10 protein-coding genes are annotated in these 11,244 nt (G+C 66.0%); 6 read left to right on the top strand and 4 right to left on the bottom strand.

The genetic code is table 11. The annotated features are described in order from the left end of the window. The first annotated feature begins 20 nt into the window (after positions 1 to 20). The 5 genes from F6B93_RS07505 (at position 21) to F6B93_RS07485 (ending at position 5,354) form a co-directional block, all read left to right on the top strand. The gene (locus F6B93_RS07505) at positions 21 to 293 is read left to right on the top strand and encodes a HypC/HybG/HupF family hydrogenase formation chaperone (RefSeq protein ID WP_211698527.1); all 273 of its coding nucleotides are present in this window, start codon (positions 21 to 23) and stop codon (positions 291 to 293) included. Positions 294 to 307: 14 nt separating this feature from the next. Beyond that, a complete protein-coding gene (gene hypD, locus F6B93_RS07500) occupies positions 308 to 1,462 on the top strand; it encodes a hydrogenase formation protein HypD (protein ID WP_211698526.1) in 1,155 nt (384 codons plus the stop codon). Then, on the top strand, positions 1,462 to 2,226 hold the full coding sequence (locus F6B93_RS07495) for a DUF6390 family protein (RefSeq protein ID WP_246541034.1): 765 nt from the start codon (positions 1,462 to 1,464) through the stop codon (positions 2,224 to 2,226). The genes hypD and F6B93_RS07495 overlap by 1 nt, the downstream gene beginning before the upstream one ends. Positions 2,227 to 2,247: 21 nt before the next feature. After that, positions 2,248 to 3,369 (top strand): alkaline phosphatase family protein, encoded by a 1,122-nt coding sequence (locus F6B93_RS07490; protein ID WP_211698525.1) that lies wholly within the window; start codon positions 2,248 to 2,250, stop codon positions 3,367 to 3,369. Between the two features lie 788 nt (positions 3,370 to 4,157). Then, positions 4,158 to 5,354 carry a PPE family protein gene (locus tag F6B93_RS07485; protein WP_211698524.1) on the top strand — a complete coding sequence of 399 codons (1,197 nt, stop codon included), beginning with the start codon at positions 4,158 to 4,160 and terminating at the stop codon, positions 5,352 to 5,354. 6 nt (positions 5,355 to 5,360) lie between these two features. Here the strand turns inward: F6B93_RS07485 and F6B93_RS07480 are convergent, their stop codons facing one another. Genes F6B93_RS07480 through F6B93_RS07465 form a run of 4 tightly spaced genes read right to left on the bottom strand, consistent with a single transcriptional unit; the run spans position 5,361 to position 9,643 of the window. Continuing rightward, positions 5,361 to 6,134 carry a 3-oxoacyl-ACP reductase gene (locus F6B93_RS07480; RefSeq protein ID WP_211699336.1) on the bottom strand — a complete coding sequence of 258 codons (774 nt, stop codon included), beginning with the start codon at positions 6,132 to 6,134 and terminating at the stop codon, positions 5,361 to 5,363. A 12-nt stretch (positions 6,135 to 6,146) separates the two neighbouring features. Beyond that, positions 6,147 to 7,511, bottom strand: a complete 1,365-nt coding sequence (locus tag F6B93_RS07475; RefSeq protein ID WP_211698523.1) for an aldehyde dehydrogenase family protein — start codon at positions 7,509 to 7,511, stop codon at positions 6,147 to 6,149. A gap of 7 nt (positions 7,512 to 7,518) precedes the next feature. After that, complete coding sequence (locus F6B93_RS07470; protein ID WP_246541033.1) at positions 7,519 to 8,250, bottom strand: gamma-glutamyl-gamma-aminobutyrate hydrolase family protein; 732 nt, start codon at positions 8,248 to 8,250, stop codon at positions 7,519 to 7,521. Continuing rightward, positions 8,237 to 9,643 (bottom strand): glutamine synthetase family protein, encoded by a 1,407-nt coding sequence (locus F6B93_RS07465; RefSeq protein ID WP_211698522.1) that lies wholly within the window; start codon positions 9,641 to 9,643, stop codon positions 8,237 to 8,239. The genes F6B93_RS07470 and F6B93_RS07465 overlap by 14 nt, the downstream gene beginning before the upstream one ends. 99 nt (positions 9,644 to 9,742) lie before the next feature. Between F6B93_RS07465 and F6B93_RS07460 the strand changes: the two genes are divergently transcribed. Beyond that, positions 9,743 to 11,239, top strand: a complete 1,497-nt coding sequence (locus F6B93_RS07460; RefSeq protein WP_211698521.1) for an HNH endonuclease signature motif containing protein — start codon at positions 9,743 to 9,745, stop codon at positions 11,237 to 11,239. The last annotated feature ends 5 nt before the right edge of the window (positions 11,240 to 11,244 follow it).

Raw genomic sequence — 11,244 nt, 5'->3', positions numbered from 1 at the left:
AAAGGAGGTGACAACCGGACATGTGCCTGGGGATTCCGGGCCGGATCGTCGAGATTACCGACCCGGCAGATTATTTGGCGAAGGTCGACGTCAGCGGTGTCCAACGCACCATCAGCGTGCGGCTGCTCGAGGACGACATGCCCGAACCGGACGATTGGGTGCTGGTTCACGTCGGCTTCGCGATGGCCAAGATCGACGAGAAGGAAGCGTTGCTCACCTTGGCCGCCATTCAGAAACTCGGCGACGCCTACGCCACCGAAATGGAAGCCTTCGACTCGTCGGCGATTGTCTAGCGGGAAGGACCACCATGAAATTCGTTGACGAATTCCGCGACCCGGCGGCGGCCCGCACATTGCTTGGCGCCATTGACCACCTGGCGCAGGCGGGCAGCGATAGCGACCACTTCAAGTTCATGGAGGTGTGCGGTGGGCACACCCATACCATCTACCGGCACGGCATCGAACACCTGCTGCCCGACAATGTTGAGTTGGTCCACGGCCCGGGCTGTCCGGTCTGTGTGATTCCCATGGGCCGCATTGACGATGCGATGTGGCTAGCCGGGCAATCCGACGTGATCTTCACCTGCTTCGGCGACATGATGCGGGTGCCCGGGTCAGCCGGTAGCCTGCTGGATGCCAAAGCTCGCGGCGCCGACGTGCGCTTCGTCTACTCCCCGCTGGACGCGCTGAAAATCGCCCAAGACAACAGCGACAACCCCGCCAAACAGGTGGTGTTCTTCGCCATCGGTTTTGAAACCACCGCACCCTCGACCGCGGTGACACTGGTACGGGCACGCGATCTGGGCCTGACCAATTTCAGCGTCTTCTGCAACCACGTCACGATCGTGCCGCCGATCAAGGCCATCCTGGAGTCACCCGACCTGCGGCTGTCGGGCTTCATCGGACCGGGACACGTGTCGACGGTGGTGGGCAACCGGCCGTACCGCTTTGTTCCCGACGTATACCGAAAGCCATTGGTGGTGGCTGGATTCGAGCCACTGGACATCTTGGCATCGGTGGCGATGCTGCTGCGTCAGCTCCGTGAGGGCCGCTGCGAGGTGGAGAACCAGTACAAGCGGGTGGTCCCCGAGAACGGCAATCCAGCCGCCCTGGCGCTCATGGGCAAGGTGTTCACGCTGCGCCCGCACTTCGAGTGGCGTGGGCTGGGGTTCATCTCGCAGAGCGCGCTGCGACTGCATGACGACTTCGCCGAGTTCGATGCCGAACTGCGGTTCGCGATGCCCGGTGTCCGGGTAGCCGATCCGAAAGCGTGCCAGTGCGGTGAGGTGCTCAAGGGCGTGCTCAAGCCCTGGGAATGCAAGGTTTTCGGCACCGCATGCACACCCGAGACCCCGATCGGAACGTGCATGGTCTCGCCCGAAGGAGCATGTGCGGCCTACTACAACTTCGGCCGCATGCACCGCCAGGCCGCCAAGCTGGTGGGGTCCTCAGGACGCGGATAATGAGGGCCAGCGCGGATTGCCGCGGCCCCGAGCCAGGCACCGAGATGTTCGCCCGCTACGCCTATGCCCCGAACGCGCTGGGTTATTGCGGTCCCCCATTGGGAGCCACCTTGCGCGATGGGTCGCGCGAACAGCTACGCCGCGCGGCGACGCGGTTTAGCGGTGCATGGCCGTACTTGCGGGTGCTCTCGGCGCTGACTGGTATCACCGACCCGCTGGACGTGCGGCTCGTGGAATCGTACTGGCTGGGCGGTGGCGCCGGGGCCGCCGTCGAGCCCAAGGAGTTCTTCGACAAACTACTGGCCATCATTGGCCCGCAAGCGGGACGCTACTGGTCGCATCTCACGCCAGACCTGGCAGGTGAAGCGGCCGGCAATCACTGCTTTCACGTGTTCGGCGTCTATCCGTGGACGCGCTTCCTCCGCCGTGGGCGTAGCGACCTCGACGAGCATCCGCTCAACGTACTGGACAATTGCCGGATCACCTGGGGGACAGTGATTTCCCGCGCCGGCGATGACGTAGAGGTATCGTGTCGAAAGCTGGTCTGGGATGGTCGATCGCTGATGCTGTCCGAACCCACGGCGCGAGTACTCGATGTGTGGGCCGACGGGTACAGCGCGGTACCCGATGTTGCCATCGGCGACGAGGTTGCGGTGCACTGGGGCCGGGTGTGCGGCCGGCTGCTGCCGGAACAGGTTCGTTCGCTGGCGGCCAGTACGGACCGCCAGCTGACGGTGACGAGTCAGCGGCTGGCGCGCACGTAGTGACGTGTCAGACTGGCCGTCATGCCGGGTTCGATCTGCGATGTGCTGCCGGCCGCCGCGGCGCTGCTCGGGGTTCCGGGTGCGGTCGACAAGCTCGGGTTGGCGGATCGGGTGCGCAACGCCGACGACGTCGACCGCATCGCGGTCGTTCTGGTCGATGGGATGGGCGCCGACCTGTTGGCCCAATTGGCCGCCGATGCCCCGCTGCTCGCCTCAGTTCTGGCCGGTGGAATCGGAGATCTGGACCGGCTCAGCTGCACCTTCCCGTCCACCACACCGACCAGTCTGGTGTCCCTGGGCACCGGTGCTCAGCCGGGCGAGCACGGCATCCTGGGCTTCACGCTCAACATCCCCGGCACCGACCGGGTGCTCAACCACATCCGGTGGCGCGACGACCCACCACATCGCCACTGGCAACCGCTGCCAACCTGGTTCGAACGGCTGGCATGGGCCGGAGTTAGCGCACGCGCGGTGCTGCCAGAGTGGTTCATCGGCAGCGGTCTCACCCACGCGGCCTATCGGGGAGCGCAGTTCTGCGCCACCCAGTCAAGCGATGACTACGCGGTGCGCGTGGCCGACGAACTGCGCGCGGCTCCCGGACTGGTGTACGGATACACCGCCGACCTGGACACGGCGGCTCACCTCTTCGGCATCGGTTCGGCGCCATGGCACGAGGCCGCATCCCGCGTCGATGCCCTGGTGACCCGGCTCCTCGAAGCGCTGCCCCCGCGGGCGGCGCTGCTGATAACGGCCGATCATGGCGGCCTCAACGTCCCCGACGACGCTCGAGTCGACCTCGACACGGACCCACAGCTGGCGGCGGGGGTTCGCGTGGTGGCCGGCGATCCACGGGTGCGCTACTTGCACACCGAGCCGGACGCTGCGGCGGACGTGCTGGACACCTGGACCGAGGCTCTCGCCGGCTGGGCCGACGTCCGCACTCGCGAAGACGCGGTGGCAACCGGCATGTTCGGGCCGGTGAGTCCACGCCACCTGCACCGGATCGGCGACGTCGTGGTCACCTGCACAGCCGCCGCCGCGGTGCTGGCGACCGGTCACGAGCCGCCGGAAACCGCTCAGCTCATCGGCTTCCACGGCGCGGCCACCGCAGCCGAAGTGGCCATACCGTTGATCGTTTTCTAATCGTCTTCTCGGCGCCGGCACCGGCGGCGCCAGCGTTCGCGTCTTCGCCTGTCCGGTCGCCGCTTCGCTGGTACAGTTGAAGGCACTGTGAGTTTGGGGTACCCCGTTAGCGTTGTTCGATGGCAAGCTGCCATCGCCATTATTGCGGGGGCTGCCCTGATGGTTGCGATCGTCGGGTTTTGGACGCTGCGGACTCACGTCGCCGCGGTCGACTCGGAGGAACCCAGTGCGGCACCAGACGTAGTTGTTGCTATCGGTCCAGTCCGCGAGGTTGATGGGTCGAGCCCCGTAGTGTCCTGCGACCAAGCGTCTTTGCCTCAAGATCCGCTGAAAAGCGCTGGGATAAAGCGTGATCGGCCGCCGGATTGGTCACGCTCGGCGCCCCCGGAGTGGTCACGGCGAACGCCGGCTTCCCTGACGACCACCGGACTCCCCTTGGGTGTACCGCGATCCCGTGCGCCTGCCACTCCGCACAACGGTCAAGCACTCCTGCACGAACTCTGTGTAGCCCAGCGCTGATCCGGTAGCGCAGGCTTTTCTGGACGGCCACCAGGGCCGGTGAGACCTAACCCGAGTGCGCTGGTGCTGCGTTGGCACCCCTATCGGGCGCAAACACAAGCCGAGCGCCGCACCTGAAGTCGGCGTCAACGAGTCAGTGTGCCGCCGTGCGCGGGCAACGGCTCTCGGCGGCGCCCACACACGACAATCCATACCTTTTGGTCGGCATTGGTCTCATTCGATAGCGCCAACCAACCGACCACCCGACCCAATATCAAGGAGGAACACCAATGGATTTCGGAGCACTACCGCCGGAGATCAACTCCGTGCGCATGTATTCCGGTCCCGGATCGGGATCGATGCTGGCCGCAGCCGGGGCCTGGGACATACTGGCGACTGAGCTCTACTCGGTGGCCAGTGGCTACAGCTCGGTGATCGCAGGCCTCGTGATCAAATGGCAGGGCCCCGCCGCTGTCGCCATGGCCCAAGCCGCCGCACCGTATGCAACGTGGCTCAGCGCCACCGGAGCCCAGGCGGAGCAAGCGGCCACCCAGGCCCAGGCGGCCGCCAGTGCCCATGCGGCAGCGTTCGCGGCGACCGTGCCGCCGCCGTTGATCATTGCGAACCGTACGTTGCTCATGTCGCTGATCGCGACGAACATCCTGGGGCAGAACAGCCCTGCGATCGCGGCGACCGAGGCCGACTACGAAGAAATGTGGGCTCAGGATGCGACGGCGATGTACGGGTATGCGGCCGCTTCGGCGACCGCATCCCAGCTCACACCGTTCACCTCACCGCCGGCGACCACCGATGCAGCGGGACTCGCCAGTCAGGGTGCCGTCGTCGCCGAAGCGGCCGGCGCCGCGGCCGGGACACAGACACAGGAGGTCATGTCGAGCGGGTCTGCACTGGTATCGACGGTGCCCCAAGCACTTCAGGGGCTCGCGTCGGCGCCGGCGTCCACCTCGCTGGAGACCACCCTTGAGTCGGCGGCATCGTATATGTCGCATTTCAACACCTTTAGCGCGCCGACAAAATACGCGACGTATCCCATGACGTTCCTGAACCAGGCGCTGACGGCGTCGAGGGGCTTAGCCTCCGCGCCGGCGGCGGCAGCCAAGGCGGTGGAATCCGGTCTGGCGGGCGGGGTCGGTGCGAGTGCGCGCGCTGTGGAAGCGGTCGGCTTATCAGCCCTGGGTAGCGGTGCTGGCGACGTGGCACTGTCGGCCGGTGTCGGTCGGGGGCTCTCGATCGGTGCGTTGTCGGTGCCCCCGAGTTGGCTAACGACGCCGGCAGGCTCGTTGGGCGCTGAGTTGTCGAGGGGCACCTGGAGCGCCGCACCTCTGAGTGGATCAGCTGGCGCGACCCCGGCCGGTATGCCCTTCATGCCGATCGGGAACATGGCCGGACGCGGCATGAGCGGCGCTGCGGCTTCCCGATTCGAGCTCCGCTCCGGGGTGGTGCCCCATACTCCGGCTGGCGGCTGACCAACCCTACAACGGAGTGACGTACGCCGAGCTGATGCCGCCGTCGACCATGAACGTCGACGCGGTGATGAACGACGCATCATCGCTCGCCAAAAATGCTACTGCAGCCGCGATTTCGTTGGGTTCCGCAAAGCGGCCCAGCGGCACGTGCACCAACCTGCGCGCGGCCCGCTGCGGGTCGGTGGCGAACAGCTCTTGCAGCAGCGGGGTATTGACCGGTCCTGGGCACAACGCGTTGACCCGGATGCCCTGCCGGGCGAACTGCACCCCCAACTCACGTGACATAGCCAGCACCCCGCCCTTGGAGGCGGTGTAAGAGATTTGTGACGTCGCCGACCCCATGACCGCGACGAAGGACGCCGTGTTGACGATCGAACCCTTCCCGGCGGGCACCATGTGCCGCAACGCCGCCCGGCAACACAGGTATACCGATGTGAGGTTGACGTCTTGGACTCGTTGCCAGGCCGGCATTTCGGTGGTTTCAATGACGTCGTCCTCGGGCGGCGAGATGCCGGCATTGTTGAATGCGATATCGACTGACCCGCAGGTCTCGGCGGCAGTCTCAAAGAGACGGTCGACCTCATCTTCGTCGGAAACATCTACGTGCACAAACAAACCGGCAAGCTCCTCGGCGGCAGCACCGCCTGCCGCGGGATCGACGTCACCCACGACGATCATCGCGCCTTCGGCATGCATCCGGCGGGCTGCGGCCAGACCGATGCCGCCGCCGCCGCCGGTGACGACCGCAACCCGACCCGCCAGCCGTTGGCGCAGATCCACCGGTGCTGCCACCTAACCCTCCTGGATCGCGATGAACACATTCTTGGTCTCAGTGAACTGCAGCGGCGCATCAGGCCCGAGCTCGCGACCCAGCCCCGACTGCTTGAAGCCGCCGAACGGGGTGTTGAAGCGCACCGACGAGTGCGAGTTTACCGACAAGTTGCCGGCCTCAACCGCGCGTGACACACGAAGTGCCCGGGATAGGTCGTCGGTCCAGATCGACCCCGACAGCCCGTAGGCGGTGTCGTTGGCCAGCGTGATGGCGTCGGACTCGTCATCGAACATCAAAACCGTGACCACCGGCCCGAAGATCTCGTCCCGGACGGTTCGGTCGGTGCGCTTCGGGGTGAGAACTGTTGGTGGGAACCAAAATCCCGGGCCGGAAGGGGCGGTGCCGGTAAATGCCACGGCTGCGTCATCCGGTACGTAGGAGGCTACCTTGTCACGATGCTCGCCGGACACCAGCGGCCCCATCTGTGTGTCACGCGATTCCGGGTCTCCGACAACGACGCCCTGCACCGCCGGCTCGAGCAGCTCCATGAACCGGTCGTAGACGCTGCGCTGCACTAGAATCCGGCTGCGGGCGCAGCAATCCTGCCCGGCGTTGTCGAACACTCCGGCGGGCGCGGTCGCTGCCGCCTGCTCCAGATCGCAGTCGGCGAAGACGATGTTGGCGCTCTTGCCGCCCAGTTCCAGCGTCACCCGCTTAACCTGAGCCGCCGCGCCGGCCATCACCCGCTTGCCTACTTCGGTGGACCCGGTGAACACTATCTTGCGAATGCCCGGATGGGTGACGAATCGCTCCCCGACCACCGCGCCTTCTCCCGGCAACACCTGCAGCAGGTCTTTGTCCAGCCCTGCCGCCACCGCCAGCTCACCCAGCCGCATCGTGGTCAGCGGCGTCCACTCGGCCGGTTTCACCAGTACCGCGTTGCCTGCTGCCAGTGCCGGCGCGATGCCCCAGGACGCGATGACCATCGGGAAATTCCACGGCGCGATCACACCGACCACGCCAATCGGTTCGTTGAAGGTGACGTCGAGGCCACCCGAGACTGGAATCTGCTTGCCGGACAATCGCTCCGGGCTGGCGGCATAGAAATTCAACACATCCCGGACGTGGCCGGCCTCCCACTGCGCCGACGCGATCGGGTGCCCGGAGTTGGCTACTTCGATGGCGGCTAGCTCGTCGATATGCGCCTCGACGGCGGCCGCGAATGCGCGCAGGCCCGCCGCGCGGTGCGCCGCCGATAACCCGGCCCATCGCTGCTGGGCCACCCTGGCCCGAGCAACCGCGTCATCAACGTCCGCAGCGTCGGCGTGTTCCACCGACCGGAGCACCTCTTCGGTGGCTGGATTGACCAGTTGCACGGTTCTCATCGTCAACTCACCCCCCTGCATAGGATCGCGCGGCGTCCACCACCGCGGCGAACAGGCGCAAGTCGTGCAAAGACTCCTCCGGGTGCCACTGCACGGCAAGCACGAAGTTCTCCCCGGGCAGCTCCAACGCCTCCACGACCCCGTCTGCGTCCCAAGCGCTGACGACCAGACTCGCGCCAACCTCGTCGACTGCCTGATGGTGGTAGCAGCGAACCTTGGCTGATTCTCCGACGAGCGCGGCCAGTCGGGTACCGGCCACGGTCCGCACCGGTAGCTCGGTGAAGACCGCATTGCCTGCCCGATGTCCGCTATGACCGAGGACGTCCGGCAGATGTTGGTGCAGTGTCCCGCCAAAAGCCACATTGAGCACCTGCGCGCCGCGGCAGATTCCCAGCACGGGCATCCCGCGCTGTAGTGCCCCCGTCAGCAGCGCGAACTCCCAGGCATCACGGATGATGCCAGGCTCATCGGATTCCGGGTGGCGTGCCTGACCATAGGCGGCAGGGTCGACATCCTTGCCCCCGGTAACGACCAACCCGTCCAGGCTGTCCAACACCCGGTTGGCGGCAGCGGCATCCACCGGCTGCGGCGGCAACAGTACGGCGATGCCCCCGGCCATGCTGACGCCCCTGAAGTAGCTCGCGGGAAGAAAACTCGCCGTGACGTCCCAGATGCCGGTCTGCGCTCGGTCCAGATAGGTCGTCAGGCCCAGGACCGGCCCCGATTCAGAGCCGCTCAAAACCGCGGATCCTCTCCCAATCGGTAACCGCCGCGTTGAAAGCCGCCAGCTCCACCCGGGCGTTGTTCAGGTAGTGCTCGACCACATCGTCGCCGAACGCCTCTCGCGCCAATTCGGAAGCTTCGAACTCTGCCGCGGCGTCGGCAAGCGTGGTGGGCAACCGCTGGACACTGCTGTCCTCGTAGGCATTGCCGGAGCAGGGTTCGGCAAGCTCCAGGCCCTGCTCGATGCCGTACAGCCCTCCAGCGACCAGCGCCGCCACCGCGAGGTACTGGTTGACATCACCACCGGGAACCCGGCATTCGACCCTCATGCTGTGCCCGTGCCCGACGACTCGCAGCGCGCAGGTCCGATTGTCCAGGCCCCACGCCAGCGCCGTCGGCGCGAAACTGCCGTCGGCAAATCGCTTATAGGAGTTGATGTTCGGCGCGTAGCACAAGGTGAATTCGCGTAAGGTGGCGAGTTGACCGGCGACGAAGCTGCGAAACATCGGCGACATCCCGTGCGGGCGCGTACTGTCGGCGAACACTGCGGAACCGCCTCCGGTGCCGTCGACGGCCCGCAGCGAGAGATGGATGTGGCAGCTGTTGCCTTCACGCTCATCGTATTTCGCCATGAATGTCAGGCTCTTGCCATGCTGGTCGGCGATTTCTTTGGCGCCATTCTTGTAGACGGCGTGGTTGTCGCAGGTGACCATTGCCTCGTCGTAGCGAAACCCGATCTCCTGCTGGCCGTCGTTGCATTCGCCCTTGACAGCCTCGAACCGCAGGCCCGCGCCCTGCATGCCCAGCCGGATGTCACGCAGCAACGGCTCCATCCGAGAAGACGCCACTATCGAGTAGTCAATGTTGTAGTCGCTGGCCGGGGTCAGGCCGCGATAGCCGCTGGCCCAGGCGTGGCGATAGGGCTCGTCGAACACGATGAACTCCAGCTCGGTGGCCACGTCAGCGATCAGTCCGCGCTCCGTCAGCCGAGCGAGCTGGCGGCCCAAGATGGTGCGCGGCGCGGCCGCGACAGCGCTCCCGTCAGCCCAAGAGAGGTCGGCGATCACCAGCGCCGTACCGGGCAACCAGGGAATGAGCCGCAGAGTTGTCAGGTCCGGCATCATCACCATGTCGCCGTATCCGGTGTCCCAGCTCGACATCGCATAGCCGGGCACCGTGTTCAAGTCGACATCGACAGCGAGCAGATAGCTACAGCACTCAGCGCCGTGCGTGGCTACTTCGTCGACAAACAGCCGACTCGAAACCCGCTTGCCGGCGAGTCGCCCCTGCATGTCGGTGAACGCGACAATGACGGTGTCGACTTCGTCAGCCTGGACCAGTCGGTCCAGCTCGGCCCACGGCAACGCCCGAGAATCGAAACCGGTCGATGCATCTGGCTCCCGCTCCATAGCGGCTAGTCAACCATCCCCATCTCGCCAGCCGCCGCGCCAGGTTGAGCTGCGGCCCAAACGGCGGCAGCGTCGGACCCCAGTGGCATAATCGCAAATATGTTCGAAGAGGTTCGGTCCCGGTTCGATGAGCTGTTCGAGCGACGCAATCCGTCGAACACATCGGAATCGGCGTCCCTGCTGGATCGGATCTGCTCGGCGGCGCGCACCGAGAACCGGGCGGCGGCCGCGCAGTTGGTGGCGATCGGTGAATTGTTCGCCTATCGGCTCTCCCGTTGCTCGGATACTGAAGACTGGGCGATCGACACGATGGAGGCGGTGACTGCGGAGCTGGCCGCCGCGTTGCGGATCAGCCAGGGGTTAGCCAGTAGCCGACTGCGCTATGCCCGGGCCATGCGCGAACGGCTGCCGCGGGTGGGCGCGGTCTTCAAGACCGGTGAGATCGACTATCGGATGTTTCAGACGCTCGTGTATCGCACCGATCTGATCACCGACCGCGACGTGCTAGCCGCCGTGGACGCCGAGTTGGCCGCCAAGGTGACCCGCTGGCCGTCGATGACCCGCAGTCGGCTGGGCGGGCAAATCGACAAGATCGTGGCCCGCGCCGACGCGGATGCGGTGCGGCGACACAAGAAGAATCAGACCGACCGGGAGATCTGGATCGGGGCGAATGAGGGCGGCACCTCGGAAATCCACGGCAGTTTGTTCACCCCCGACGCCAATGCCCTTGACAAGCGGTTGACCGCCTTGGCAGCCACGGTGTGCGAGCGCGATCCCCGCAGCCGGGAGCAGCGCCGCGCCGATGCGCTCGGCGCCCTGGCGGCCGGAGCCGACCGGCTGGGCTGTCGCTGCGGGCGAGCCGCCTGCTCCGCCGGACAGCGACCCTCGGCCACTCCGGTGGTGATCCACGTGATTGCCGAGCAGGCCACGATCAACGGCACCGGCAGCGCACCGGCTTCCGAGATCGGCGCCGACGGGCTCATCACCGCCGACCTGGTGGCCGAACTGGCGACATCAGCCAAGAGGGTGCCGCTGGTTCATCCGGCCGATGCCCCGCCCGAGCCGGGGTATGTGCCGTCGACGGCGCTGGCCGATTTTGTGCGTTGTCGGGATATGACCTGCCGCTGGCCCGGCTGCGACCAGCCCGCCATCAATTGCGACGTGGATCACTCGATTCCGTACGCCGACGGCGGGCCCACGCATGCGTCGAACCTGAATTGCAAGTGCCGAACTCACCACTTGGTCAAGACGTTCTGGGGCTGGCGGGAACGGCAGTTGCCCGACGGGACAATTATTTTCACCTCACCGTCAGACCACACGTATGTCACTACCCCGGGCAGCGCCCTGCTGTTCCCCAGTTTGTGCCACTCCACCGGAGGTACGCCGGCCCCAGAGGTCGACCTACCGCTGGACTACTGCGCCGAGCGCACCGCCATGATGCCAAGACGGCGCCGCACTCGCGCCCAAGACCGCGCCCACCGCATCAACACTGAACGCCGACATAATCAGCGTGCCCGCGTAGCCCAGGCGGCTGAGTGCGCGAACTCCTTCGGGCCGGCACCGCCCGACACCGCCAGCGACCCGCCACCATTTTGACGTGT

The organism is Mycobacterium spongiae (genome assembly GCF_018278905.1).
Taxonomy (GTDB): domain Bacteria; phylum Actinomycetota; class Actinomycetes; order Mycobacteriales; family Mycobacteriaceae; genus Mycobacterium; species Mycobacterium spongiae.
Note: the sequence above shows the minus strand (reverse complement) of the source record. Positions and strands in the feature narration are given on the sequence as shown.

Excerpts from the sequence above, each read along its gene's own strand:
- F6B93_RS07505 (WP_211698527.1), top strand. The coding sequence starts at position 21 with ATGTGCCTGGGGATTCCGGGCCGGATCGTCGAGATTACCGACCCGGCA.
- hypD (WP_211698526.1), top strand. The coding sequence starts at position 308 with ATGAAATTCGTTGACGAATTCCGCGACCCGGCGGCGGCCCGCACATTG.
- F6B93_RS07495 (WP_246541034.1), top strand. The coding sequence starts at position 1,462 with ATGAGGGCCAGCGCGGATTGCCGCGGCCCCGAGCCAGGCACCGAGATG.
- F6B93_RS07490 (WP_211698525.1), top strand. The coding sequence starts at position 2,248 with ATGCCGGGTTCGATCTGCGATGTGCTGCCGGCCGCCGCGGCGCTGCTC.
- F6B93_RS07485 (WP_211698524.1), top strand. The coding sequence starts at position 4,158 with ATGGATTTCGGAGCACTACCGCCGGAGATCAACTCCGTGCGCATGTAT.
- F6B93_RS07475 (WP_211698523.1), bottom strand. The coding sequence starts at position 7,511 with ATGAGAACCGTGCAACTGGTCAATCCAGCCACCGAAGAGGTGCTCCGG.
- F6B93_RS07465 (WP_211698522.1), bottom strand. The coding sequence starts at position 9,643 with ATGGAGCGGGAGCCAGATGCATCGACCGGTTTCGATTCTCGGGCGTTG.
- F6B93_RS07460 (WP_211698521.1), top strand. The coding sequence starts at position 9,743 with ATGTTCGAAGAGGTTCGGTCCCGGTTCGATGAGCTGTTCGAGCGACGC.